Here is a 26,151-nt window from a genome sequence, read left to right as displayed (position 1 = left end):
GCCGCGCGTAGGTCAGCGGCCCCCGCCGGGGGAGTCCGGTGCGGCGGCGAAGACCCGGACGTCCCACGCGCCGAGCCGCACAGGCGTGCCTGCCGGGACCACGCCGTCGTCCAGGGTGTCGGTCAGGGCGTCGGTCAGGTCCCGCGGGGCCCGGACGGTGGCCGGTTGCCAGCTCCAGTTGTGGACGACATGCACGCGCCGCCCGTCCTCGGCGGTGCCGGTCGCGACGGTGACGGAGTCCGGCAGACCCTCCCAGCCGCTGCACGGCTCCGGTGCGAGCCATTGCGCGAGCGCACGGGCGAGCGCCCGGCCGGGTACGGTCCCGACACAGGTGACGCGCCCAGCACCGTGGCGGCGCGTGGTGACGGCCGGCCACCGGCCGAAGTGCGGGTGCGCGTACTCGGCGAGTACATCGGCGTCGTCCACCGCGAGCCCCTCCACCCAACGGGTCGCGACCGCGTCGCCCGGCAGCCGGAGCGCACTGTCAGGCGTGCTGCGCAGCGGCAGGTCCGCGTGCAGGTTGCTGAACTCGTCGTGGCGCACGCCCGAGGCCTTCACCAGACCCGCCGGTGTCACCTCGTGGCGCGCCCGCGCCTCCTCGTCGCCGTAGCCGGTGCGCGGCCCCAGCACGAGGTGGCCCCCGGCCTCGGCGTACGCGGCGAGCCAGTCGAGCAGGCCGTCGTCGGCCACGTACAGGCCGGGAGCGATCAGTACGGGGTGCAGTCCGGCCGCCCGTTCCGGAGCCAGGCCGGGCCGGCTGCCGCCGGTGTCGTGCAGCTGCCGGGCGTGCAGGATGCGCACCTGGCAGCCCGCCTCGAACGCGCCCCGGTAGAACGGTTCGAAGATTCCGTCGTACGATCCGCCGTCAGGACCGCCGGAGACGTCCGCGAGCGGCGGGTGGTGCTGCATCAGCCACTTGCTGGGCGCCGAGTACACCATCGCGATGTCGGCGTCCGGGGTGAGGTCGGCGACCAGCTCCCCGGCACGCTCGAACTCGCCGCCCAGACGGGCCAGTTCGGCGTACGCACGGCCGGGCCGGCCGCTGTGCGGGAGGATTCCGCCCCAGTACGTCTCGGTGCCGAAGTGCAGCGTGTGCCAGTGCCAGTACTCGATCATGCGGGCCCCGCGCGCGACCAGCGCCCACGCGGCCTGCCGCCACTGGCCGTCGAAGGCGGGCCGGTTGTCCGAACTGCCGCCGATCGCCTGGGCGTTGGTCTCCGTGACCAGGAACGGCTCCTGGCGCGAGGAGTAGATCCGGTCCGCGCTGTGGTGCAGCGCCCACGCCCCGTACGACATCCACTGCCCCGGCAGCTTCTCGTGCGGCGGCTCCGGCATGGTGAGGCTGTCCTGCATGTCGTAGTACGGGTTGCCCGCCGTGACGTCCAGGCTGTCGGTGAGTTCGTCGTCCTCCAGGCCGGGGGACCCGTAGGCCAGGCACGTGGTGACGAACTGGTCCGGCCTCGCGTACTCACGCACGATGCCGGCCTGCCAGGCGATGAACTCGCTGGTCTGCCGCGCCTGGAAGGCCCGCCAGGCCAGGTCGTACTGCGGCTGCGCGTTGCCCTCCGGCTTCCACAGGTCGGCCCAGGTGGACAGCCGGTGCGACCAGTACACCAGCCCCCACTCGCGGTTGAGGGTCTCCACATCGCCGTACCGCTGCCGCAGATCGTCCACGAACCGCTGGAAGACACCGTGGTTGTGCGGCAGCCGGGGGCCCGGCTCGTTGTCGACCTGGAAGCCGATGACGGCGGGGTGGGAGGCGTAGCGGGCCACGATCGCGCGAATCACCCGCTCCGCGTGGAACCGGAAGGCCGGATGCGTGATGTCGACCTCCTGGCGGCCGCCCCACGCGGCGGGCCTGCCGGCGGCGTCCTCGGCGGCGATCTCCGGGTACTGCCTGGCCAGCCAGGGCGGCACGGCGTAGGTAGGGGTGCCGAGGACGACGGATATGCCGCGTTCGTGGGCGCCGTCGAGGACGGGTTGCAGCCAGTCGAGGTCGAAGCGCCCGTTCTCGGGCTCCCAGGTGGACCAGACGGACTCGCCGACGCGGATGACGCTGAACTTCGCCTCCGCCATCAGATCGAGGTCGGTCTTCAGCCGCTCGTAGGGCTGGTACTCGTGGTAGTAGGCAGCGCCGAACAGGACGCGCCGGGGCAGGAATGTCATGAAAGGGGCCTCAAGGAGACGTAGGAGTAAGGAGATAAGCAGATGCAGGGTTACGGCTGCCGCTGCCCCTGGGTTGCCTCGGCGGAGCGCAGGTGCTCCCGCAGCCACCGCTCGGTGCTGCTGACGTGCAGAAGAGCGGCTGCCTGGCTCAGGGCCGGGTCCCGGTGGGAGAGCGCCGTGAAGATCGCCTCGTGCTCGGCGAGGGTGCGGCTCGCGGCCAGGCTGTCGACGCGCCCCTGCCAGATGCGGGCGGGCAGGGTGCGGCCGGATACGCCTTCGAGGAGGGTGAGCAGCGACTCGTTGCCCGAGGCCGCGACGACGGCCCGGTGGAAGGCGGCGTCGTGCGCGTTGAGCTGCTCGACATCGTCCTGGGCATCGCGCATCGCGTACAAGTGCCCCTCGATTTCGCGCAGTTGTGCGTTGCTGATGCGAGTGGCGGCGAGCGCGGTGGCGGCCGGTTCGAGGAGCCGTCGTACCTCCATCAGGTCCAGCAGTGCGCCCGGGTCGCTCTGCAGCAGTTCGACCGCGCCGCCCAGCCCCTCGAAGAGCAGACTGGGCGCGAGGCTGGTCACGTAGGTACCGTCGCCCCGGCGCACCTCCAACACTCTCGCGACGGACAGCGCCTTGACCGCTTCGCGCGCGAGGTTGCGGGACAGGCCCAGCTGGAGGGCCAACTCCGGTTCCGGCGGCAGCTTCGAGCCAGGAGGCAGGGCGCCGGTGCGGATCAGCTCACGGATCTGCTCGATGGCCTTGTCGGTCAGCGACACTTCGTCCCCCACATGTGACACAGAAACACAGGATGTCCACATGGTCGCCCACCGTCAGCCGCTCACAGCTCCCTGACGTGCGGCACCGCGACCCCGTCGGGCGCCGTGACCGTCACCGTTCCGCTCCCCGTGTCGCGGGTCACCCGGTAGGTCGCTGCCGTGCGGCCCGCGTGGTCGGGAAGCCGGACGGTCGCGTCGTGCGTTCCGGGGGTGACCAGCAGGGTGAGGCCGTCGGCCCAGTCGCCGTCGGGACGGAGCTCGTCGGCGCCGAGAGGGAGCACCGCGCCCGGCCGGACGTACAGCGGCAGGCTGTCGAAGCCGTGGTTCTCGCGGCGCCAGCACGGGCCCTGCACCTGTTCACCGGTCAGCAGATGCGTCCAGGTCCCTTCGGGGAGGTAGAACTCGACGTCGCCGTGGTCGGTGAACACCGGGGCCACGAGCAGGTCGGGGCCGAGCATGTACTGCCTGTCGAGCGTGCGGGACGTCGGGTCGTCGGGGAACTCCAGGAGCATGGGCCGCATCAGGGGCACACCTTCGCGGTGGGCCTCGGCCGCGGCGCCGTACAGATACGGCATCAGGCGGTGCTTGAGCCGGGTGAACTTCCTTGTGACGTCGACCGCTTCGGCACCGAACTCCCACGGCACCCGGTACGAACTGGAACCGTGCAGCCGGCTGTGCGAGGACAGCAGACCGAAGGCCAGCCAGCGCTTGAAGACGGCCGGGTCGGGGGTGCCCTCGAAGCCGCCGATGTCGTGCGACCAGAAGCCGAATCCGGACAGCGACAAGGAGAGCCCGCCGCGCAGCGACTCCGCCATCGCGCCGAACGACGCCCAGCAGTCGCCGCCCCAGTGCACCGGGAACTGCTGGCCGCCCGCCGTGGCCGAGCGCGCGAACAGCACCGCCTCGCCGATGCCGCGCTCCTTCTGCAGCAGTTCGAAGACGACCTGGTTGTAGAGGTGCGTGTAGTAGTTGTGCATGCGCTCCGGGTCGGAGCCGTCGTGCCAGTGGACATCGGTGGGGATGCGCTCGCCGAAGTCCGTCTTGAAACAGTCGACACCCTGGTCGAGGAGGGTCTTCAACTTCCCCTGGAACCAGGCGCAGGCCTCCGGGTTCGTGAAGTCGACCAGGCCCATGCCGGCCTGCCACAGGTCCCACTGCCAGATGTCGCCGTTCGGCCGCCGCACCAGGAAACCGCGCTGCGCGGCCTCCTCGAAGAGGGCGGACTTCTGGGCGATGTACGGGTTGATCCAGAGGGAGATCCGCAGGCCCCGCTCCTTGAGGCGGGCCAGCATGCCCTGCGGGTCGGGGAAGACGTCCGGGTCCCATGCGAAGTCCGACCACTGGTACTCGCGCATCCAGAAGCAGTCGAAGTGGAAGACGCTCAGCGGGATGTCCCGCTCGGCCATGCCGTCGACGAAGGACGCGACGGTCTCCTCGTCGTACTGCGTGGTGAACGACGTGGTCAGCCACAGGCCGAAGGACCAGGCCGGCGGCAGCGCGGGACGGCCGGTGAGGGCGGTGTAGCGGCGCAGTACGTCCTTGGGGGTGGGTCCCGCGACGACGTAGTACGTGAGCGTCTGGTCCTCGACGCTGAACTGCATCTGGCCGACCGACTCGGAGCCGATCTCGTAACCGACCCTGCCGGGGTGGTCGACGAACACGCCGTACGCGCCGGCGGTGGAGAGGTGCAGGCTGAACGGCACGTTCTTGTAGGCCTGTTCGCTGCTGGTGCCGCCGTCGGCCTGCCACATATCGAGGGCCTGGCCGTTCTTGACGAACGGGGTGAAGCGTTCGCCGAGGCCGTAGACCTGCTCGCCGACGCCGAGGGCGAGCTGTCCGGCCATGTGGTGGGCGCCGTCGGGGGTGGTGAAGAAGGCCGTGCCTTTGACGCCCGCCCGTGTCACCTCGCGCCCGTCCGCACCGTGGAAGGACAGCGTCCACGGGGCGGCGGCGTCCAGCCGGACGGACAGGGCGCCGCTCGCCAGCTCGACCACGTCGCCGTCGCGGCGTACCTGCCCGGTGGGGGTGTGCGCACCGGGCAGCGCGAAGTCGGGGCCTGGGCGGCGCTTTCCCGCGAGGTGCGTGACGCGGACGCCGATGACGCCCTCGGCGGGGGAGAAGCAATCGGCCGTCAGCAGCGGGGAGTTGAGGGTGTGACCACGGCGCTCGACGCGCCTGACGGCGGCGTACGCGGTGAATCTGTCGGTGCTCGTACGGATGTCTCGGACCTCGGTGGCGTACGAGGCCTGGACCCCGTCGCGCATCAGCCAGAAGCCGTCGGTGAACTTCATGTTCTTCCCAGGGGAGCAGAGGTGGTTCAGGTCAGCAGGGCGGGCGACGGTGGTGAGGGAGACGCCGTCACCACCTGGGGGCGCGGCCCACGGCCCTTCAACTCACTTCGATCGTTAAGGCGGGACTGCCGCCAACGCCATTTGAGCGTAAGGAAAACGAAAGAGCAAGGGTCACAGGGCGGAAATCGGTGAAGCGCTTCGACACGCTGTGCACTGGGAGTTGAGGGAGTAGTTGGGAAAATGACCCGTCCGATGGGGTAGCGCTTCAACACGTCATGGCGTATTAGTCATGTCGGAAAACAAACCACGTGCGGAGCGGACACAGACGTTCCGCCGGGACCAGCCACCCCTCCCAGGCAAGGCAACCACCGTGACAGCAGCTCCCTCTGCGAATGTGACGCGCGCCGGGCACCGAAGTACCGGCCGGCGGGCCGTCGTCCCGTTCGGCGTTGTCACCGCGCTCGTCGCCGGCGTCGCCCTCGCGGGCTGCGGCCAGCAGCGTGACGGCCACGTCTTCACCGTCCTCAACTCGTCGACCGACGACTCCTACCACGGCTGGGACGCCGACACGCTCTCGCGCTGCGGCAAGCAACTCGGCATCACCATCGAGCAGCAGAGCGTCCCCGCCGCACAGGTGATGACCAAGTCGCTGCGCATGGCGTCCTCGAAGTCGCTCCCGGACGTCATCCAGTTCGACGCCTCCGAGATGCCGACGTTCGCCGAGGCGGGCGGCCTTGTCGACCTGCGCACCCTCGGTCTGTCCACCGAGGACGTCCCCCGGGGCATCGTCGACTTCGGCTCGTACCGGGGCACGTACTACGGGGCCGCCCGCACGGTGAACACCCTCGCCCTCTTCTACCGCAAGGACATCCTCGACAAGGCCGGTCTCCAAGTGCCCACCACTTGGGCCGAGATGAAGGAGACCGCGAAGAAGCTCACCCAGGGCAAGCAGTACGGCATCGCCCTGAGCGCGGGCGGAGCGGAGGACGGCGTCTTCCAGTTCACCCCGTTCATGTGGTCCAACGGCGGTGACGAGACGGAGCTGGATTCCAAGAACGTCGCCGGGGCGCTCGACTACTGGAAGGGCCTCCTCAAGGACGGCTCGCTCTCCAAGTCGACCGTCAACTGGACGCAGGCCGACGTCAACGACCAGTTCATGGCAGGCAACGCCGCGATGATGATCAACGGCCCGTGGCAGGTGGAGACCCTCAACAGCAAGAAGAGTCTGCACTGGGGGATCGCGCAGATCCCCGTCCCCAAGACCGGCGACAAGTCGGTCGGCCCGCTCGGCGGCGCCATCCTCACCGTGCCCAACACCGGCGACACGGCTCGCGAGAAGACCGCCGGGCAGATCATCCAGTGCATGTCCTCCGAGAAGGAGCAGATCACCTACGCGCGCAACAGCTGGATGGTCCCGGCGAACGAGAAGGCCGCCGCGAGCTGGCGCAAGGAAGTGCCCGAACTCGACGCCCTCGCCGACCAGGTGGCCACCGCCCGCTCCCGTACCACGAAGGTCGGAGCCGGCTGGTCGTCCGTGTCGCTGGCTCTCCAGAGCGCCTTCCAGTCCGCGCTCACCGGTCAGGACAGCGCCGCGGCGCTGAAGAAGGCGCAGGCCCGCGCCACGAGCGGGAACTGAGGGGACACACGCACATGTCGACCACCACCGCTTCGGCGCCCGCCGTCGAGCCTGCCGCTCCCACGAAGACGCCTCGTCCGCAGCGCGCCCGACGCCGCCGCAAGCTTTCCCAGTGGGGCTTCGTCGCTCCCGCCGTCGTCTTCATGCTGCTGTTCTTCGGCTACCCGCTCGTCCGCAACGTCGTGATGAGCTTCCAGGACTTCTCGCCGTCCACGTTCTTCGACGGCAAGTCCCCCTTCAACGGCACCGACAACTGGAGCAAGGTCCTCCACGACGACCTCTTCGGCAGGGCGCTGTGGCACACCCTCGTCTTCACGGTCGGCTCCCTGCTCGGCCAGTTCGGCATCGGCCTCGCGCTCGCCGTCTTCTTCACCAGGCGGTTCCCGCTCAACGGGTTCCTGCGCTCGCTGATCCTGCTGCCCTGGCTCGTCCCGATGGTCGTCTCCGGCATCGTGTGGCGCCGCATCCTCGACCAGGACACCGGCGTGCTGAACTCCTTCGCCGACACCCTCGGACTCGGCGGGCACGCCCCGTGGCTGACCAGCCCCGGCACGGCCCTGCTCTCCGTGATCCTGGTGAACATCTGGATCGGCATCCCGTTCCACATGGTGATCCTCTACGGCGGGCTCCAGGAGGTCCCCAAGGAGATGTACGAGGCCGCGGCCCTGGACGGCGCCTCCGCCTGGCGCACCTTCCGCTCCATCACTCTGCCGCTGCTCAAGCCGGTCATCACGGTCGTACTCGTGCTGGGCTTCATGTCGACGGTCAAGATCCTCGACCTGATCCTGGCCCTCACCGACGGCGGCCCGGCCGACTCCACACAGACGCTCGGCACGCTCACGTACCAGAACTCCTTCGTGCAGCTGGACTTCGGTGCGGGCGCGGTCGTCGGCAACGTCCTGATCCTGATGTCCGCCGTCTTCGCGGTGATCTACCTGCGGGCCAACCGCTTGGAGGAGAAGTGACCGGCATGGCGACCACTCACCCGCCCGTCGTACGGAGGCCGGGGCGCCGCTGGGGCGCCACCGTGGCGGGCACGGTCTTCCTCTGCGTGATGCTGTTCCCGTTGTACTGGATGCTCAACACGGCGCTGCAGCCCGAGTCGGGGCTTCTCGAAGTCTCGCCCGTACCGCACTCGTTGGACCTGTCCGGCTTCACCGCCGCCCTCGGTGAACAGGGCGGCCACCTGCTGACCTCCCTCGCTGTCGCGCTGGGCGCCGTCGTCATCTGTCTGGCGATCGCCGCACCCGCCGCGTACGGGCTCGCCCGGTTCCGGCTGCCCGCCGCCAGGAGCATCGTGTTCGGCACCCTCATCACGCAGATGGTGCCGGGCATCGTCGTCGCCAACGCCCTCTACAGTGCGTACGTCGAACTCGGCCTGGTCAACTCCTACTTCGGGCTGATGCTCGCCGACGCCTCGCTCGGCATCCCCTTCGCCATCGTCCTGATGCGCTCCTTCATGCTGTCCGTCCCCAGGGAGGTCATCGAGGCGGCGGAGGTCGACGGCGCGGGCAGATTGCGTACGTTCGTCCAGGTCGTGCTGCCGATGAGCCGCAACTCCCTGATCACCGCAGGGCTGTTCTCCTTCCTGTACGCGTGGAGCGACTTCATGTTCGCGCTCACTCTCAACACCACCGACGACGTCAAACCCGTCACGCTCGGCATCTATCAGTACATCGGCGCCCACGTCGGCGACTGGGGGTCGGTCATGGCGGCCGCCGTCCTGTCGGCGGTCCCGGCGGCCGTGCTGCTCGTCCTCGCCCAGAAGTACATCGCCGCCGGCATCACCGGCGGCTCCGTCAAGTAGGGCCTCACGTAAGGTTTCCCATGAGCGACTTGTCACCCATGCCCTCCTTCCCCCCGGGCTTCGTGTTCGGCGCGGCCACCGCTTCGTACCAGATCGAGGGCGCCGTCGACGAGGACGGCCGCGGCCCCTCCATCTGGGACACCTACAGCCACACCCCGGGCCGTACCGACGGCGGCGACACCGGCGACGTGGCCTGCGACCACTACCACCGCTACCCCCAGGACGTGGCGCTCCTGCGCGACCTGGGCGTCGACTCGTACCGGTTCTCGATCGCCTGGCCGCGCATCCAGCCGACCGGGCGGGGGCCCGCGAACCCCAAGGGCCTCGACTTCTACTCCCGCCTGGTGGACGAGCTGCTGGCGGCGGGCGTCGAACCGGCCGCCACCCTCTACCACTGGGACCTGCCACAGGCCCTCGAAGAGCGGGGCGGCTGGCGGGTCCGGGAGACCGCGGAGCGGTTCGCCCAGTACACGGCGATCGTCGCCGAGCACCTCGCCGACCGCGTCCCGCGCTGGATCACCCTCAACGAGCCCTGGTGCAGCGCCTTCCTCGGCTACTCGGTGGGCCGCCACGCACCCGGTGCGCAGGAGGGCACCGGCGCGCTCGCCGCAGCACACCATCTGCTCGTCGGCCACGGCCTGGCCATGCGGGCGCTGCGCGCGGCCGGTGTGCGCGAGGCGGGCATCACCCTCAACCTCGACCGGAACGTCCCCGCCACCGACTCGGCCACCGACCGTGCCGCCGTCGTCCGCGCCGACACCCAGCACAACCTCGTGTGGACCGAGCCGCTCCTCGCGGGCCGCTACCCGGGCACGGACGAGGACACCTGGGGCGAGCTCATCACCCGGCAGGACTTCCGGCGCGAAGGGGACCTCGAACTCATCGCGCAGCCAATGGACTTCCTCGGTGTCAACTACTACCGGCCGATCGTCGTCGCGGAGGCCCCGCACCGCGAGAGCGACCCCGCGCTGCGCGTCGCCACCGACAACCGGTACACCGAGAGGCCGTATCCGGACGTCCGCCGTACGGCGATGGGCTGGCCGGTCGTCCCCGAGACCTTCACGGACCTGCTGACCTCGCTCAAGGAAACGTACGGCAAGGCCCTGCCGCCGATCCACATCACGGAGAACGGCTCGGCGGAACACGACGAGGTCACCGCGGACGGAGCCGTGCACGACGCCGACCGCATCGCCTACCTGCACGGTCACCTCACGGCACTGCGGACCGCCATGGACGCGGGCGTCGACGTACGCGGCTACTACGTCTGGTCGCTCCTGGACAACTTCGAATGGGCCCTCGGCTACGCGAAACGGTTCGGCATCGTCCACGTCGACTACGGCACGCAGCGGCGCACACCGAAGGACAGCTTCCACTGGTACCGGGAGCTGCTCGCGGCACGCCGGGGGTGACTGACGCCGGCACCGTGCGGAAGCCGGACCGCCGCCGGGTGCACGCCTCCTGACGGACCGCGGCCAGGTGCACGGCACCTGACGGACCGCCGCCGGGTGCACGGCTCCTGACGGACCGTCAACCCCCGTCGTGCGGGTCCGGCTCTCTCAGTCGAAGACGTCCAGGAGGTCCAGCCAGGAGCCGTCGTCGTGGGAGGCGGGGCGGGCCCGCATCGGGACCGGATCCGGGTAGGTCTCCGCCGCGGCCCTCGCGCGGACGATGTCCGGCCCTCCGCACGCCGCGACCGCGAAAGCGCCGAAGACCTTGGCGAACGCGGCCGGGTCGCGGAACTCCACGCCGAACGCCCGGCCGTCCCGCAACGGCACCCACACCACCCGGTCGAACCGTGCCCAGTCCAGCACCGGCTGGCCGTCCGCGGTCGACCGTCCCTCCAGCCACAGCCGCGCCACGTGCAGCAGGTTCACCTTCTCCATCGGCAGCCGCTTGCGCCGCACCCGCAATTCATGCGCCGCGAGCGTGACTTGCTGGTCCTTCCTCGGGTACCAGACGACACCGATCCCGAACGGCACCCACAGCAGGATCCCGATCATCGGCCAGACCAGAGCGTCGCCCCACGACCGGAGCAGCCCGCCGTCCAGCAGGTACAGGGCCCCGAAGACCACCACCCACTTCGCCGTCATCCGCCAGAACCCGCTGCCCTGCCGGTACAGGACCCGCCGCTTCCCCGTCATCGCCATGCCCGAACGCTATCCGCCGCCCCGCTGCCCACCGTAGGCACCCTTCGGCAGCCGGGCCGTACGAAACCCCTTGCGCAATGGTCAAGAGTCCTTGACCATTGGGTGCATGCCTACCGAAGATCTTCCCGAGACGTTTCACGTCACCACTGATGAGCAGCTGCGCGCCGTCTCCAATCTCACGCGTCACCGGATCATGGCCGTGCTGCGCTTCGAGCCGGCGACCATCACGCAGATCGCCGGGCGGGTGGGCCTCGCGAAGGGGAGTTCCAGCTATCACGTGCGGCTGCTGGAGCGGGCCGGACTGGTGAAGGTGGTGCGGACGCGGAAGGTGCGGGGGGTCACCGAGCGGTACTACGCGATGGCCGCGCGGTCGATCGCGCTGCCGGATCCGGGTCAGGGCGGGCCGGATGTGCTGATGCGCAACGCGGTGGCGGACCTGGAGGCGTCACCGGTGGAAGAGCGGCAGGTGCGGATGACGCATCTGCGGCTCACCGACGAGCAGTTCGCAGAGCTGGGGGCGCGGCTGCGGGCACTGGCGGACGAGTACCGGGAGCTGTCCGATCCGTCGCTGCCGGACGCGTCACTCGTCTTCGCGCTGTTCCACCCGGTATCGCGCGAGCAGGCCGAGGGAGACTCCAAGTGACCCAGGACGTACGGAGGTTGCCGACCGGCTTCGGACGGCTGTGGACCGCACAGACAGTCTCCTCGCTCGGTGACGGGGTGACGCACGGCGCGCTGCCGCTGCTCGCGTTGATGCTGACGCGGGATCCGATGGCGCTGGCCGTCGTGACGGCCGCCGGGACGCTGCCGTGGCTGCTCTTCGGGGTGGTCGGCGGTGCACTGGTCGACCGCTGGGACCGCCGGCGCACGATGTGGGTCGCGGACACGGCGCGTGCGGTGCTGCTCGTGATACCGGTGGCGGCCGCCGCGTTCGACCTGCTGAGCATTCCGCTGCTCGCGGCCGTCGCCTTCCTGCTCGGCCTCGGCGGACTCTTCTTCGACACGGCCGCCACGGCCTATCTGCCGGACCTGCTCGGCCGCGACCCCGCACTCCTGGAGCGCGCCAACTCCCGCCTGCGCGGCGCCCAGACCGCCGCGTCCGGCTTCGCGGGCCCGCCCGCGGGCAGTGCGCTGCTGGCGCTCGGGCGCGCGGTCCCGCTGCTCGCCGACGCGGTGTCGTTCGCGCTCTCCGCATTGCTCGTACGGTCACTGCCCGCCGTGCCCCGGCCCGTACCGGAGGCCCGTGAGTCGCTGCTGCGCCAGGCGCGGGCCGGAGCCTCGTACGTATTGCGCAATCAGTTGCTGCTCGGGCTGGCGCTGCGTCCGGCGGTCGGGAACATCGCCTTCCTCGCCCTGGAGACCGTCCTCGCCCTCTTCGCGCACGAACGTCTGGGCATCGACACCTACGGCTTCGGCCTGCTCCTCACCGCGGAGGCCACCGGCGGCCTGCTCGGCGCAGCAGTCGCCTCCTTCCTCGGCCGACGACTCGGCACAGGCACCGCGCTGACCTGCACGGCCGCGGTCGAGGGACTCGCCATCCTGGGCCTGGCCGCCGCCCCCAACCCGTATGTCGCCGGGCTCGCGCTCGCCGTCTGCGGGGCGGGCATGGGCGCCACGATGGTGCTCGCACCCTCCCTCCGGCAGGCGATCGTCCCGGCCCACCTGATGGGCCGGGTCGCCTCCACCTCCCGCATGCTCGCCATGTGCGCCGCCCCGTTCGGCGCCTTCCTCGGCGGCTGGCTGGCCACCACGTACAACGTGCGCACCCCGCTCTACGCCGCCGCCGGCCTCCTCCTCACCATGACCGCCGTCACGGCGACCATGACCAGCAACCGCCGGGTCGAGGCCGCGCTGCGTGACGCTGCCTCAGCCGACGATCCTGGCCACCGTGAATCCCCGGATCCCCTTCGGGAGGGTGCAGCGGATCCGGTGTGACGCTCCGCCGTGGTTATCGTGGCGGAGCAGGCTGGACGGGAGCGGCGCGAGGCCACCGTGAACCAACCCTGCGGGAAGAGACGAAGCGATGACCTTGCATTCCGATGTGGCCGAGTTGCTGGCGGGGGCCGGCATCGTCGATGTGGACGTGGACGATGCCGTCGCGGACGAGCACGTCCGAGGCTCCGCGTACCAGCGCATCGTCTCGGTGACCGCCTCCTCGCGGAGCCGTGACCGGGACCGCGCGATCGTTGCCACGATCCTGCGGGACCCCCACGAGATGGGGTCCAAGACGGCGGTGGTCGCCCTCGTGGACGCGATCGCGAGGAAGGTGAGCGGTCCTGCCGAGTTCCGGCAGTGGTCGGCCGAACTGCTGCCGGAGATCGACCGGCTCAAGACGGAGGCGTACCGCGAGTTCATCCGCCGCCGCATCCACGACTGGCTGCTCTGTCTGTCCGTCGAGGACGGTCACGTGCCGGCACCGGGCGAGCTGGCGGAGGTCACGGACTGGATGCAGCGCGTCCTCGCAGAGGAAGCGACGTCGCCGGCGGTACTCGCCACGCTCGCCGAGTCGGCCAACACCAGGAAGACACGGAACATCGCGAAGCACCGAGCCGGATTGCCGGTTCTTCGAGTCGAGCGGCCTGCCGGGGCCGAGCGGGGCTGAGCCGGCCGGGCCCGGTGGCCCGGTGGTCTGGCCGCGCAGATGCGTGCCGTCCTGGCCGGGGAGCTCGACGACGTACACAGAGCACGGTCCCTCGTCCCCCACCTCCTGGACGTCGGCTTCGACCGGAACCCGGGGACAACACCCCTGCGCCGCATGGACTTCGTCCTGGCCCAACGGTTTCGGAAACCGGCCCGGCCCCGGTGATCCCGCGACGACGCTGCCCGAACCCGGCCCGGTGAACGAGGCACTCGCCGACACCGTCGCCCCGTGTCCGCCCGCAAGAACCTGCCCGGCGGCATCGGCGCCGCCTGTGTGATCGGTCTCCGCGACCACCGGACAGGCCTGTCCCAGCGGCTGACGCGCCGCCCCTCGCTGCCCCTCGCCGTCCCGCGCCGCCCCGCCCCGAGACGGAGCCAGGAGTCGGCACTTGCCGTGCCATCGCCGAGGATCTAGCATCCCCTCTCGATCACCACAATTGGTCCAGTCCATTTCAGCCTGAGGTCGAACACCACGTCGGGAGAGATCTGTTGGCCCCGTTCCCGCTCGCTTCGGAACAACGCAGCATGCTCTTCCTGGAGGGCCTCTTCGGTCCCGGGATCTTCCGCAACACGCTCATCGCCCTCCCGCTCCGGCCCGGGACGACGAGAGCCCGGATCCAGTCCGCGATCACGCGTCTGCAACAGCGGCAGGAGGCGCTGCGCAGCGCTCTGGTCGGGCGTGCGCCCTACCTTCAGCGGATCGAGGCCGTCGATCCGCTGTTGCGTACCGTCGTCGCGCGGCCCGGCGAGAGCGCGGGAGACCTGTTGGCCGCCAGGAAGGTCGTCTGCCTGGGGTCGACGCAGGTGCGCGAGGTCCCCGGCCGCGCGGAGTACGAGCTGATCGAGGACGCCGCCGGGCTGGAGCGATTCCTGCTGGTGACCCTGGACCACATCGTCTGCGACGGGCATGCCGAGCGAGTCCTCGCGGCCGAGCTGACGGCGCTGCTGGAGGAGGACGAGTCCGGGAGCCGCAGGAGCGGTTCGGACGAACTGCCGGTGGGGTTCCGGGAGTTGTGTGAGCAGCGGGTCGAGGCCGCGGTGAATGCGGAGCGCGAGATACGTTACTGGTCCCGCTCCCTGAAGAGCCTCGAACCGGTTTCGGGACTGATACCCAGACCCGGCGGGCCGGCCGGCGAACTGTCTCTGAGCCAGGTGCAGAAGCTCTACCGTGGACCGGCACTGCACACGCTGGTCGCCGCTGTCTGCCGGGCCCATGGAGCCACCGCGTTCTCCGTGTTGGCGGTACTGACCGCGGCTGCGATTCGGCATCGCGGCGGGCCCCGTACCCTCGCACTGTTCACGCCGGTCTCGACGCGGCAGCGGCCGGGGTTCGACGTGGCGGCCGGCTGCTTCGTACACGACCGTCCGGTGATCTGCCACGTCGATCCGGACCGGACGCCGGCGGACTCTTTCAGGTCCGTCATGAGCCAGAATCTGGCCGCGCTCCGGTTCTCCGCGCTGAGCGTCGCGGATCTTGCCCACGCCGTACCGCCGTTGGGCGAGGCGCTGCTTTCCGACGGCATCGACTACGTACAGCTGCACGTGGGGATGCCGGCGGAGTCCGCGACCGGGGCGACATGTGTTGCCGAGGCGACCGGCCCGGTGCCGGCCCCGGACGAACGCGAGCTCCGCGACCTGGGACCCTTCCAGCCGGCCCTGGACCTGAGCGTCACCACTCTGCGCTTCGAGTTCACCCCCGAGGCCACGACCGTGCGGGCCTTCTGCGGGGGTCCCCCCGGCGGGCTGGCCGTGGCCGAGAGCCTCGCCGACGACGTGCTGGCGCTGCTCGCCGGCGTACTGCGCGACGCGGACGGCACGGTCGGGGCCCTGGTCGAAAGCTCGCTGTCGCGATGAGTGCGGAGGTGCGCTCCGGGCACGGCGGTCCCGTCGAGGTCAAGCGGCGCGAACGGCGGCTGTGGTCACGGGACTTCGGGCTGTTCTTCCTCTCCCGGGCCGTGGCCCGGCTCGGTGACACGATGCTGCCGGTGGCGCTGGCCGCGGGACTGCTCCAGCAGGGGTACGACGTCACGTCGGTCGGTGTGGCCATGGCGGTGCCCACGGTGTCCTGGGCGGGCCTGGTGATCTTCGCAGGGGTGATCGCCGACCGTGTCAATCCGCGTCGGCTGATGATCGGGGCCGACCTGGTCCGGCTGGTCAGCCAGTGCCTCGCGGCCGTCCTCTTCTTCTCCGGTCACGTGGTGCTCTGGCAGGTCCTGGTGATCGGTCTCGTCAACGGCGGCGCCGCGGCGGTCTTCCAGCCCGGAGTGGCAAGCACGGTGCGCCAGTTGTCCGCGGACGCGCAGCAGGGCAACGGGGCGATCCGCACCGTCGAGGCGGTGATGTCGCTCGCCGGCCCGACGGCCGCAGGACTGCTGGTCGCCGTGACGTCGGCCGGCAGCGTCTTCGCCGTGCACGCCGGGACGTACGCGGTCAGCGCCGTGTGCCTGTGGGTGATGCGGCTGCCGGACCGTGCGGCGGCGCCGCAGACGCGCGCCGAGAAGACGGGTACGACGCCGTCCGGGACCGGCGGCATGCGCCAGGGCCTGCGGGAGGGCTGGCTGGCGGTCCGGGTGCGGCCGTGGCTGTGGGGCGTACTGGTGCTGTGGTGCTTCTTCGCACTCACCGCGCGCGGCCCCGCCCAGCCGCTGATCGCGACGGAGATGGTCCAGCAGCACGGCCCGGCCGTCTACGGTCTCGTCAACTCGGCGCTCGGCTGCGGCACCGTCGTCGGCGGAATCCTCGCCATGCGGCTACGGCCCGCCTTCCAACTGCGGGCCGGGGCTGTGGGCGTGGCGCTGTTCGCCGTCTTCCCGTTCGCGGTGGGCAGCGGGCTTGCGGTGCCCGCGATCGCGGCGGGCGCGGCCGTCGGCGGTATGGGAATGGCGTTCTGGGGGGTGATGTGGGCGACCAGCATCCAGACCCAGGTCCCGCACGACGTGCTCAACCGCGTATACGCCTATGACATCGCCGGTTCGATCGCCCTTCTGCCGGTCGGTGAGGCGCTCGCCGGGCCCGCCGCGGAGCAGTTCGGCCTGCGCACCATGCTGCTGGCCGGTGCGGTGTGCACCGTGGTGGTGTCGGCGGCGCTGCTGAGCGTCCCGGCGATCCGGCGGCTGCGGCGGGTCGACGGTCCGCACTGAGCGGCCGGGCTCCGGCCGCCCGACTGCGGGGCGGGGCTGCGGTCGTCCGACTGCGGGGCAGGGCTGCGGTCGTCCGGCTACGACTTGACCAGGCGGCTGTCGAAGCCGGCCCGTACCAGATGGTCGTAGGCCCGGCGCACCGCGGCAGGCACCTGCTGCTCGGTCGCGAAGCCGAGCCGGGGATACTCCTGTATCCGCTGCAACTCCCCGGCCAGCATGTCCATGACGAGCTTCTGGTCTCCGATGGCCACCAGGTAGTCCTCCAGGCCGGTGCGCTCGGACGCGCACTGCACGGCGACCTCCGGCCACAGCTTGCGGCAGGTGGCGTAGGCCCGCCGCTCCATGTACGGCTTGCAGATGAGCATGACGGAATCGACGGCCGGGCCCCACTCGTCCAGCAGCGCGCGGGTGTAGGTGATGTTCTGCCCGGTGTTGACGGCGCGCGGCTCGACCAGGACGGCGTCGGCGGGCACTCCGCGCGCGATCGCGTGCTCCTGGTAGTGCACCGCCTCGCCGCGCGGAAAACGGTCCTTGGTGGTGGGGCTGTTGCCGCCGGTGAACACGACGAGCGGGAAGAGCCCGGCGTGGTAGTGGCCGACCGCGGTCGCCGCGACCCCGAGATCATGGCTGCCGAGCCCGATCGCCGCGGAGCAGGGGCGGACCGGTCGGTTCAGGACCAGGTAGTCCCACACCTGCTGTGCGGCGCGCAGATCCTTCTCATGGATGGTGATGGTCATGGGTGTTCCACCTTCGCCTCACGTGTGCGGGGTCAGCAGTCCGTCGATCAGATTCCGTGGCCGGGCGGCGGCGCCGAGCAGCGCCCGGTGCAGGGGCTCCAGCCGCTCGGGGGCGAAGCCGCAGGCGCGCCAGTCGTCGTAGGGCAGGGCGAAGCCGAGCTGCTGCCACAGCCGTGCGTTGGCGGCCTCGTGGCTGCCCGCAGGCTCCAGCAGGATCAACGGCGTGGCCGTCCAGAGGCTGTCGAGCAAGGTGCCACCGCCCGGTTTGCTGACGAGGGCACTCGCCGACCGGGCCAGCTCGTACGGCAGTTGTCGTCCCTGTTCCCCGGGATCCGCTCCCTGTTCCCCAGGGACCGCTCCCTCTTCCCCGGGGCCCGCGGGGACCCCGAGCAGCGGCGGCAGTCCGTCGTCGTGCCAGGGATGCCAGGTGGGGTCGAGGGTGAAGCAGCGGGCCCAGTCGACGGCGGCCGACTCCCCCGGCACGATCAGGTCGAGCGGCCGGCCGGCCGCCGCCAGCTCCCGCGCCCGGTCCTGGTAGCTGCCGATGGCCCAGCCGCCGCCGTGCACCAGCAGCCGCCCCGTGCGTGCGGACCAGGGCAGGGGCGGGCGCGTGTCGACGGGGATGGTCCAGGGCAGGGTGCCGTCGTCACGGGCCAGCCAGACGTGCTCGGCCTGGGGCACGAGGTGGCTCGCGCGGCGGTACGACGGTGAGACCACGGCATCGACGTGGCAGGCCACGATGCGCGCAGGCCGCGACCGACGGCCGAGGAAACTGTCGAGAAGGCGCAGCCAGAATCCGGAGAACACCACGAAGGTGTCCACCCCCTGCTCCTCCCAGCGCTCCTCAAGGGCGCCGCGGGCCTGCGGCGTGATGTCGTCCACCGGGTCGGATGCCAGTCGCTGGGCGGCCAGCGCGAAGCGCAGATCCTGCTGGAAGTGCCTGCGGGACTCCACCACGGCCGCCAGCCGGTCGTCCGGCAGCCAGCGTTCCAGTACGTCGACGGAGACGTCCGCGCCGCGCTCCCGCAGCCGTTGGGCAAGCCGCAGACCGGGAACATGGGCGCCGAGCGCGACCCCGGAGGTGAGGACGGCGATCATCCTGTACGTACCTCCGCGCGTGTCGTGCGGATCCCGGCGGCCGCCGCGCAGCTCTCGGTGCGACCGCGCAGCGCGGGGAAGTCGTCCGGCGCGCAGAACGCGGCGCAGACGAGCCGGCCCCGCGGGGCACACAGGCTGCCGCCGGAAAGCGGCAGTACCCCGGGGCGTGCGTCGCCCCCGTACAGCAGCCCCTCCGTACGCAGCGCGGAGAGCAGGGAGGTCACGTCGGCTCCGTGGTCCACGAACATGTCCTGCTGCCACAGATGGGCGCGCAGGCCGTGCGTCCTGGCACGTTCGTCGAGTTCCAGCGTCAGCAGGCCCATCGACATCCGGGCGTTGATCTCCAGTACGGGCAGCCAGCCGCCGTCGGCCAGCAGCATGGAGTCGATCCCGGCAGGGCCGAAGTAGCCCGCCGCTGCCAGGGCGCGGGCCACCTTTTCCAGGACGGCCCGATAGCCACGGCGGTCGAGCTCGGCCGGCAGATCCGGCGGCACCGGGTGGGAGACCGCGTGCCGGTAGCCGCCGTTGGTCATGCCCTGCAGGCCGCGCAGGGACCAGGTGCCGTCCCGGCGCACCTCCAGATGGGCGGAGAAGTCCAGGGCCCGCTCGTAACGGCGCTGCACCACCAGCTCGGTACGCAGGCCCTCGTCCTCCTGGGCCTGCAGTCTGCGTACCAGCCGGCGCAGCGCGCCCGGCCCGGCGACCTCGACGGTGCCGCGGCCGGCCACCCCGTAGGGGTCCTTCACCAGGACGGTGCCCTGCAACTCTTGCCCTGCGACCGCCAGTTCGGCGGAGGAGCGGACCACGGTGCCCGCCCCCGGCAGTTCCAGCCGGGCCGCCAGCTCCGACGACCACACCTTGCCGTTGACCTGCTGGACCACGGAGAGCGGTGGCAACGCACCGGCCGTGCCAGGGAGTTGGCGCAGCAACTGTGCGGTCGCGGGGAGCACCGCGTACGGCTGGATGTCCGCGGCCGAGGCGAGGGCGTGGCACAGCGCTAGATCGCCGGAGATCGCCTCTTCCACAGTGGCGCCGGTGTCGTCGGCAGCGGCTGGTCCGGCCGCGACCGACTGGAAGGTGAGGCCCGCCGCTCCGAGGGCTTCGAGCTGGGCCGGGGCCAGGGTGTTGCGGGTGACCAGCAGGTCTTGGGGCCGACAGGCCGCCGCAAGGACTTCGTCGAGGCCGCCGACCACCGTGTGGGCCTCGGCGCCCGCCAGGCTCGGCAGCCGGGCGAGGGAGGGGGGACGCCAGAACCGTTCCGCGTCGAAGGTGCCGAAGCGAGCGGTGCCCCGGGAGCGCAGTGGGCCGGTTCCGACCGTCACCGGGAGGGTTCCCGGTTCGCGACGACCTCCGCGCTGAACGTACGCACCGAATTGAGATGCTGCAGGCTCAGGTTCTCGAAGTCCAGCTCGATGTCGAATTCATCCTCGATCTGCAACAGAAATTGGATGGCCTCCAGCGAATCCAGACCGAGCTCACTCACCATATTGGCATCGGGCGAGATCTGGCCGGGCTCAAGCCGGCTGCTGAGCACGTGGGCCAGAACCTTCATCACGCGTATCTCGGTGTCCGTCATCTCCTGCACCGCTCATACCCCGTTCATGTAGAGAAGAATGCACTTCGAGCAGACCGGCATCATTCCCGTCTCCGCCAGAATCTTCCGGACCCGGCGGAACCGCTCGCCCTGCCACAGTTCCAGTGTCGGCGTCTCGTACAGATTCCCGACGACGAACTCCGGGAAGAACTTGCACGAACTCACATTGCCGTCCGCATGCACCTCCATGCGGTTGGTGACGGCCAGGCAGCGGGTGCGCCGCTGGGCCGGCTCCGAGGTGCCGAGGATGAACGACTCCACCTCGTCCTCCGCCAGATCCGGCTGGTAGCGGATCCGCGGCGACCAGGTGCGCGAGGCCAGCCGCGCCATCGAGTCCCGCAGCACCGGCAGCAGTTCCTCGGGAAGTTGGTACGTGTACGAGTGCCAGGTGGGCCGCGCCGTGCCGGTATCGGGCTCCAGCCAGGTGAAGTGCTCGTCGTACACCTCGTCCATCGCCTCGGCGATCTGCGGGCTGATGTACCAGGGGAACTGGAAATAGACGGTGTTGATTCCGAGTTCCTCCGCCCATTCCATGAACTCGTACATCCGGTGCACGGTGACATGGGAGACCATGCATCCGACCGACACCTGGCCGCGGTACTCGCCTTTTCGCTTCAGGTCGAGCATGGTCTCCATGTTCTGCACCGTCCGCTTGAATGTGCCGCGGCCGCGCAGTTCTTCGTGGTCGGAACCCAGCCCGTCCAGACTCACGAGAAGGTTGAGGTTCTCGCCTATCCGCAGCAAATCATCCATGTGGCGTTTGAACAGCAGGCCGTTGGTGCACATGGTCGTGGTGCGCGGATAGCGCTCGATCAGCCGTGACACCTCGTCGAAGCGACTGTGCATCAAGGGCTCGCCGCCCCATATGTACAGCTTTCCGGGCACCCCGGACGTCTCCTGCAAAATGTTCTCGACCAGTTTCGGGTCGAGCTCCTGGCGCTGCTTGTCGATTCCCCAGTCGCGGAAGAACCCCTGCTCATTCCACTGATAGCAGTGCGTGCAACGAAGATTGCACTTGTAGGTGAGTTGCAGGCTGACCTCGCGCGGCACATCCGCCGCATAGGCGCGGTCGGCGCGCAATCCAGCCCGGGATTCAGAGCGAATGGCAACCGTGTGTTTGATGTCCGCGAATTCCTTCGCGGTGAGGGTACGGCTCGTCCTGGGGGACATTTCTCTCCTCGGTTCGACCAGCATGTCAAAGCGAATTCGTGGAGCAATGCGACGCATCGTGGCGTGCGCACGTTGCCGCTGTCAACCGCCGGGCGGACTGTCCGGCCGAACCGGCAACCCCCCTGTCGCGAGCGGCTGTTCTGAGGTACAGCCCCAGGTGGGGGCCTTGACACCCACAGATGGTCTAGGCCATTATTTTCCTGCCTCACACTGCCTGCCGGACATGGGTGAGCAGCTGGATCTGAAATGCCGACCCGGAGGTCGACCATGGCATCGTGCGTGTTGGGCAGGCTCGCGAATGCGGTAATTCAACTCGGCTTCACCAGAGCGACGTCTCCTGACTAGGTGCGCCGCCGGATTTCCCAGTGGCTGGTTTCCGTCGTGCCCTCCGTGCGCAATGTCAGAAGTCCGGATCGGGCTGTTGCACTCACTGCAACGCTGCAAGTGAGAAGCCTGTGAAGTGGAATTTCCCGGCCCCGCCGTGCAGCATCATGAATCCCCGCCCCGCCCCGCCCCGCCCCGCCCCGACGCGACGGCGCCCGGCAGCGGGGGCTGCCGGGCGCCGTTGGGGGATTCTTCGGATCAGCAGGCCCCGAGGTCCTGCCAGACTCCCCACTCGCCGGTGGTGCCGGGCTCCTCCCCGGTCGTCCACCACTTGGCCTTCCAGGTGTGGCCCTTGTGCGAAGCCTGCTGGCCGCCGGTGTAGACCGTGGCACTTGCCCACGGCGCGGCCGTGCACTGGTGGCCGGTGCCGCCGGTGACGGTCAGGACGTAACTCGCGGAATGCAGGGCGGACGGGCTCGTGCCGGTGATGTTCAGGGTGTACGTGCCCGAAACGGTGGCCGCCGTCGTGTGCACGGTCAGCGTCGAGGAGCCGCCCGCGGTCACGGAGGAGGGGCTGAGGGTCGCGCTGACGCCGGCGGGTGCGCCGCTGACGCCGAGCGACACCGTCTTGGCCTGCCCCTTCGTCACCGCGGTCTGCACCGTGGCGGTGGTCGAACTCCCGGCCACCACCGACCCGTTGGCGGGCGTGGCGGTCAGTGAGAAGTCGTCGGCCGGGGTGGTGGTGCCGCTCGTGAACGGCGCGAAGATATGGGTGAAGTCCCAGGTGTTCTGCGGGATCCCGGAGCAGTTGTCGGCGGCCGCGCCGCCCGGACAGCTGCCGTTGTCCCGCTGCAGCGCCCAGAAGGACAGGGTGTTGATGCCCTTGGCGACGGCCCAGTGGTAGACCTGGGTGGCGTTGGCCAGGGTGAAGGTCTCGGCGGGGCCGAAGTCGTCGACGCCCGGCATCTCGGTGACGCCGATCATCCCCCAGAGCTGGGCGGGCGTCTTGGCCGGATAGAGCTTGGCGAGCTGGTTGTACAGGCCCTGTGCGGCCGTCTCCGTGTCGTTGGCCATCTGGTGGGTGGCGTTGTCGTAGTAGTCGAAGGTCATGAGGTTCGCGACGTCGACGCGCGCGCCGTTGGTCACCGCGTTCTTCAGGACCGCCAGCCCGCTCGCGGCGAGGCCCTTGGTCGTCGTCGGGAGCGTGTACGAGAACTCGACCTTGCGGCTGTTCGCGGCCGCCCAGTCCTGCACGAGCTTGATGGCCTTGTTCCTGCGGTCCACACCCGCCGCGTTGTCCAGCGAGTCGACCTCGATGTCCATGTCGAGGCGGGAGACGTCGTAGGTGGTGATGACCTTCTCGTACACCGCCGCGATCTGGTTGACTTCGGTGCAGCTGTCGGCGATCTCGGTGCCGGTCGTGTCCGCGGTGTACCCGCCGAAGGAGGGGATGACGTCCCCGCCGGCCGCCTGGATGGCCTTGATGTCGTTGCCGAAGGAGGACGCGGCGATCGGTGTGGAGGCGTTGCCGTTCCAGAGGGCGGTGCAGGAACCGGCCGTGGCGGTCTGGATGAACGCCATGGTCAGGTGCTTGGCCCCGGACTGGGCGGCCAGCGCGGCCGGGCTCTCGCCGGTCCAGGACTCGAAGTAGGGGGCGAACACGCGGGCGGGGAGCGGGGCGGCGGCCCGGGTGGTGTCGTCGGCGCCCGCTGCCTGTGCCGTGCCCAGGCCCGTCGCGGTGAGGGTCGCCGCGGCGAGCGAGGCGACGGCGGCGGCGAGGAGGGTGCGGACGGAGCGTCTGCTTCTCATGTCGGTCCAAGGTGTGGGGGACGGCTGCCGGCCTCCCTGCGGTGCGGCGGCAGTGAGAAGGGAATAGCCCCGTAGTCAGTGGCGCGTCAATGGCCTGAACCCATGCAGGACTAGACCAATTTCCGGGCAGACTGCCCGCTCTCTGGCGGGTTGTGCGACTGGCGGACTGGACCACTCCGTACGGTTTTGCCTGCCCATGAACCGGCAGGCGTGCCGCAGGGCGGCCCGACGTACCGCCGAACCCAGGGCTTCGCCGCCCGAGGGCGCCTCAGGCCAGGCCCGTCTCGATGGCGCGACGGACGGCGTCGGCCCGGTCGCGGATGCCCGCCTTGGCGAAGAGGTTGTTGATGTGGGTCTTGACCGTGGCCTCGCTGATGAAGAGCTTCTCGGCGATGCCCCGGTTGGGCAGTCCCCGTCCGATCAGCGTGAGTACTTCGCGTTCGCGGCGTGTGAGGTCCGCGGGCAGCCCCCGGCCGAACTGCCCCTCCCCGGGCGGCTTCTGGCCGAACTGCCGCTCCTGGGGCGGTCCCTGGCCGAGGAGCGGTGCCTTGGCCCTGGCGGTGGCGAGCAGCCGGTCCTGGACCTCGCGGTCGAGCACGGACTGACCGGCGGCCGCGGCCCGGATCGCCCGGGTGATGTCCTGGCGTCCCGCGTTCTTCGTCAGGTATCCGCGGGCCCCCGCACCCAGCGCGCCCAGGATCGAGTCGTCGTCGGCGAACGTGGTCAGCACGACCACCGCCACCTCCGGGTGCTCCTCACCCAGCCGGCGCGTGGTCTCGATGCCGTCCATCACGGGCATCCGCAGGTCCATCAGGACGACGTCGACCGGCCCGGCGGCGGCAGCCGCCAGCACCTCGGTCCCGTCCGCGGCGGCCGCGACGACGTCGATGTCATCGGACAGCGCGAGCACCGCGGCGAGCGGCTCCCGTACGGCGGCCTGATCGTCGGCGACGATCACCCTCAACCGCTGTGGCTTCTCGGTCGGTTCACTCATCCCGGGATCACTGCCTCCACTTGCCAGCCGCCCTGATCCGGCCCTTCGGTGACCGGTCCCGCGGTGACGGTTCCGCCCAGCAGGGCGACGCGTTCGCGCATTCCGATCAGCCCCAGTCCACTGCCGGAGCCCGCCTTCACCGTACGGCCGGCGGGTCCGTTGTGAACCCTCAGTACGGTCGACGAGGCGCCGAACTCCAGCTCCACGCCGACCTTTCCGCCGGGAGCGTACCGGGTGGCGTTGGTCAGTGCCTCCTGAGCGATCCGCAGCAGATTCTGCGTCACCCGGGCAGGCACCGTACGGACGGCCCCGGTGACGGCGAGCGCGTCGCGGTGGCCCGACGACTCGAGCATCGCGATCAGGCTCTCCCGCAGGGGAAGCGCGTCCTCGCGCAGCGCCTGCACGGTCCACTGCGCCTGTTTCAGACTCTCCCTCACCAGGCCGTGGGCCTTGTCGTTGGCCTCCCTGACCTTGTCCAGGTCGCCGGTGTCGAGCAGGGCGTCGGCCAGCTCCAACTGCATGTTGATGCCGGCCAGCGAGTGCGCCAGTACGTCGTGCACGTCCCTGGCGATCCGGCTGCGCTCGGTCAGTACAGCGGTCCGGGCCTCTGCCCGTGCGGCGCGTTCGGCCGACTCGGCCGCGGAGATCGCCGACAGTACCGCCCGGCGCTGGGTGCGGTTGACGATACCGACCAGCACGGGGGTGCCGGTGGCGAGACCGAGCGTCCAGTGCGACAGGTGGTATCCCGGCCCGAGGTGGAAGTACAGGACGGCGGCGCAGAGCAGACTGCACGTTCCGGCGAGGATCAGCGCAGGTCTGGTCTCCAGCCGATAGCCGATGTGCCCGGCGAGGAAGAAGGCGAAGAGGGAAGCCGTTCCGCCGCTGCCGGCGCCGAGCAGGGCGGCCGCCGCGACGACGCCGAGGGAGAGCCAGACGAGGGCGAGGCGCGGGGGAACCCTGTGCTCGGGCAGGTGCCGGGCCAGCAGCGACGCGGAGTTGAGCACGAAGAGGAGACCGACGGCCAGCCCCTGGCCGCTCAGACCCATCGGCCGGATCGTCCACGCGCCGACGACGACGACCGCGAGGGTCAGCACCCACTGCGCTCGCGGGTCCTGTCCAGTGACGGCGGGACGTGGGGCCGCCCCCCGGGCCTCGACACTCCCGGGGGGCGGAACGCTTTCGGTGGTGGGCACCCGCCGAACATTACGCACGGTCAGGCGGCACGGTCGAGGGCGGGCACGGGGAGCACCACCGCCCGCATCCGGCTCCGTACGAAGATCGTGGCCACCCGCGTGACCACTTCGGTGAGCGCCATCAGCACGAACGCCGCCACCCAGGCCTGGTCGCCGGTGATGTGGTGGGTGATGCTGAACCGGGCGACGTCATCGGCGCCGCCGCCGTGCTCGACCCACAGCTGGAAACCCATCCGCGCTCCCATGCCCACGATCCACAGGACCGCCGACACCGCACCGGCCTTGATCAGGAGGTGCCCGTCCACGGCACGGATCCGGGTGTAGACGCCCCCGGCGACGCCGAGCGCGGCGCCCACGGCGATCAGGGCCCCGATCAGCACCAGGTCGTTGCCCCCGGTGGGGATGGTGTCCAGATACGAATGGGCCACGAAGGCCACGATCCCCAACGGGATCAGGAAGGTCTTGAGGTCGAGTCGCCCTTCCCGCAACTGCCGGAAGACGACGAGGATGAGGGCGATGTCGGTGATCCACTCGGTCGTTGTCATGCCCTCAAGACTGCTGCTGTACGGCGCTCAGCACCTGGACCCACGGGTGGAACCGTGGGTGGAGTTCCCCCGCTCCTCCCCTTCTCCACCCCC

At 70.2% G+C, this 26,151-nt stretch carries 23 protein-coding genes; 10 read left to right on the top strand and 13 right to left on the bottom strand.

Going from position 1 to position 26,151, the window contains the following annotated elements:
• Positions 1-12: 12 nt before the first annotated feature.
• The 3 genes from AB0D18_RS22010 to yicI form a co-directional block, all read right to left on the bottom strand.
• Positions 13-2,166, bottom strand: a complete 2,154-nt coding sequence (locus AB0D18_RS22010) for a beta-galactosidase (protein WP_362420994.1) — start codon at positions 2,164-2,166, stop codon at positions 13-15.
• 50 nt (positions 2,167-2,216) lie between these two features.
• Complete coding sequence (locus AB0D18_RS22005) at positions 2,217-2,933, bottom strand: FadR/GntR family transcriptional regulator (RefSeq protein ID WP_362421153.1); 717 nt, start codon at positions 2,931-2,933, stop codon at positions 2,217-2,219.
• 62 nt (positions 2,934-2,995) lie between these two features.
• On the bottom strand, positions 2,996-5,224 hold the full coding sequence (yicI, locus tag AB0D18_RS22000; protein ID WP_362420991.1) for an alpha-xylosidase: 2,229 nt from the start codon (positions 5,222-5,224) through the stop codon (positions 2,996-2,998).
• Between the two features lie 289 nt (positions 5,225-5,513).
• Here yicI and AB0D18_RS21995 point away from each other — a divergent pair, with 289 nt between their 5' ends.
• Genes AB0D18_RS21995 through AB0D18_RS21980 form a run of 4 tightly spaced genes read left to right on the top strand, consistent with a single transcriptional unit; the run spans position 5,514 to position 10,076 of the window.
• A complete protein-coding gene (locus AB0D18_RS21995; RefSeq protein ID WP_362420988.1) occupies positions 5,514-6,860 on the top strand; it encodes a sugar ABC transporter substrate-binding protein in 1,347 nt (448 codons plus the stop codon).
• 14 nt (positions 6,861-6,874) lie between these two features.
• On the top strand, positions 6,875-7,825 hold the full coding sequence (locus tag AB0D18_RS21990) for a sugar ABC transporter permease (protein WP_362420985.1): 951 nt from the start codon (positions 6,875-6,877) through the stop codon (positions 7,823-7,825).
• A 5-nt stretch (positions 7,826-7,830) separates the two neighbouring features.
• Positions 7,831-8,667, top strand: coding sequence for a carbohydrate ABC transporter permease (locus tag AB0D18_RS21985; RefSeq protein ID WP_362420983.1), 837 nt, complete (start codon positions 7,831-7,833; stop codon positions 8,665-8,667).
• 29 nt (positions 8,668-8,696) lie between these two features.
• Entirely contained in the window at positions 8,697-10,076 is a 1,380-nt protein-coding gene (locus AB0D18_RS21980) for a GH1 family beta-glucosidase (RefSeq protein ID WP_362421151.1), read from the top strand.
• A 147-nt stretch (positions 10,077-10,223) separates the two neighbouring features.
• On the opposite strand, the gene AB0D18_RS21975 is transcribed toward AB0D18_RS21980, so the two are convergent.
• Complete coding sequence (locus AB0D18_RS21975; RefSeq protein ID WP_362420980.1) at positions 10,224-10,814, bottom strand: hypothetical protein; 591 nt, start codon at positions 10,812-10,814, stop codon at positions 10,224-10,226.
• A gap of 106 nt (positions 10,815-10,920) precedes the next feature.
• Here AB0D18_RS21975 and AB0D18_RS21970 point away from each other — a divergent pair, with 106 nt between their 5' ends.
• From AB0D18_RS21970 to AB0D18_RS21945, 6 genes are all read left to right on the top strand, one after another.
• The gene (locus AB0D18_RS21970) at positions 10,921-11,457 is read left to right on the top strand and encodes a helix-turn-helix domain-containing protein (protein WP_362420977.1); all 537 of its coding nucleotides are present in this window, start codon (positions 10,921-10,923) and stop codon (positions 11,455-11,457) included.
• On the top strand, positions 11,454-12,749 hold the full coding sequence (locus AB0D18_RS21965) for an MFS transporter (protein ID WP_362420974.1): 1,296 nt from the start codon (positions 11,454-11,456) through the stop codon (positions 12,747-12,749). The genes AB0D18_RS21970 and AB0D18_RS21965 overlap by 4 nt, the downstream gene beginning before the upstream one ends.
• Before the next feature lie 88 nt (positions 12,750-12,837).
• Entirely contained in the window at positions 12,838-13,416 is a 579-nt protein-coding gene (locus tag AB0D18_RS21960; protein ID WP_362420971.1) for a hypothetical protein, read from the top strand.
• A 267-nt stretch (positions 13,417-13,683) separates the two neighbouring features.
• Positions 13,684-13,869 (top strand): hypothetical protein, encoded by a 186-nt coding sequence (locus AB0D18_RS21955; protein ID WP_362420968.1) that lies wholly within the window; start codon positions 13,684-13,686, stop codon positions 13,867-13,869.
• A 74-nt stretch (positions 13,870-13,943) separates the two neighbouring features.
• On the top strand, positions 13,944-15,308 hold the full coding sequence (locus AB0D18_RS21950; protein WP_362420965.1) for a condensation domain-containing protein: 1,365 nt from the start codon (positions 13,944-13,946) through the stop codon (positions 15,306-15,308).
• Complete coding sequence (locus AB0D18_RS21945; RefSeq protein WP_362420962.1) at positions 15,305-16,594, top strand: MFS transporter; 1,290 nt, start codon at positions 15,305-15,307, stop codon at positions 16,592-16,594. The genes AB0D18_RS21950 and AB0D18_RS21945 overlap by 4 nt, the downstream gene beginning before the upstream one ends.
• Before the next feature lie 77 nt (positions 16,595-16,671).
• Here the strand turns inward: AB0D18_RS21945 and AB0D18_RS21940 are convergent, their stop codons facing one another.
• From AB0D18_RS21940 to AB0D18_RS21900, 9 genes are all read right to left on the bottom strand, one after another.
• Entirely contained in the window at positions 16,672-17,331 is a 660-nt protein-coding gene (locus tag AB0D18_RS21940) for a YdcF family protein (protein ID WP_362420959.1), read from the bottom strand.
• Positions 17,332-17,349: 18 nt separating this feature from the next.
• On the bottom strand, positions 17,350-18,429 hold the full coding sequence (locus AB0D18_RS21935; RefSeq protein ID WP_362420956.1) for a hypothetical protein: 1,080 nt from the start codon (positions 18,427-18,429) through the stop codon (positions 17,350-17,352).
• On the bottom strand, positions 18,426-19,751 hold the full coding sequence (locus AB0D18_RS21930) for a hypothetical protein (RefSeq protein ID WP_362420953.1): 1,326 nt from the start codon (positions 19,749-19,751) through the stop codon (positions 18,426-18,428). The genes AB0D18_RS21935 and AB0D18_RS21930 overlap by 4 nt, the downstream gene beginning before the upstream one ends.
• Positions 19,748-20,005: an acyl carrier protein gene (locus AB0D18_RS21925; RefSeq protein ID WP_362420950.1), complete on the bottom strand. Its 258-nt coding sequence runs from the start codon at positions 20,003-20,005 to the stop codon at positions 19,748-19,750. Before AB0D18_RS21925 ends, AB0D18_RS21930 begins: the two co-directional genes overlap by 4 nt.
• 12 nt (positions 20,006-20,017) lie before the next feature.
• Positions 20,018-21,193 (bottom strand): radical SAM protein, encoded by a 1,176-nt coding sequence (locus AB0D18_RS21920; protein WP_362420947.1) that lies wholly within the window; start codon positions 21,191-21,193, stop codon positions 20,018-20,020.
• A gap of 582 nt (positions 21,194-21,775) precedes the next feature.
• Positions 21,776-23,326, bottom strand: coding sequence for a glycosyl hydrolase family 18 protein (locus tag AB0D18_RS21915; RefSeq protein WP_362420944.1), 1,551 nt, complete (start codon positions 23,324-23,326; stop codon positions 21,776-21,778).
• A gap of 268 nt (positions 23,327-23,594) precedes the next feature.
• A complete protein-coding gene (locus AB0D18_RS21910; RefSeq protein ID WP_362420941.1) occupies positions 23,595-24,320 on the bottom strand; it encodes a response regulator transcription factor in 726 nt (241 codons plus the stop codon).
• Positions 24,317-25,366 (bottom strand): histidine kinase, encoded by a 1,050-nt coding sequence (locus tag AB0D18_RS21905; protein WP_362421150.1) that lies wholly within the window; start codon positions 25,364-25,366, stop codon positions 24,317-24,319. The genes AB0D18_RS21910 and AB0D18_RS21905 overlap by 4 nt, the downstream gene beginning before the upstream one ends.
• A 167-nt stretch (positions 25,367-25,533) precedes the next feature.
• Positions 25,534-26,058 (bottom strand): hypothetical protein, encoded by a 525-nt coding sequence (locus AB0D18_RS21900; protein ID WP_362420938.1) that lies wholly within the window; start codon positions 26,056-26,058, stop codon positions 25,534-25,536.
• Positions 26,059-26,151: the final 93 nt, after the last annotated feature.

This window comes from Streptomyces sp. NPDC048442, from assembly GCF_040651475.1.
Classification (GTDB): Bacteria; Actinomycetota; Actinomycetes; order Streptomycetales; family Streptomycetaceae; genus Streptomyces.
The sequence above is the reverse complement of the archived record's forward strand: the minus strand, read 5'-3'. Positions and strand labels throughout refer to the sequence as shown.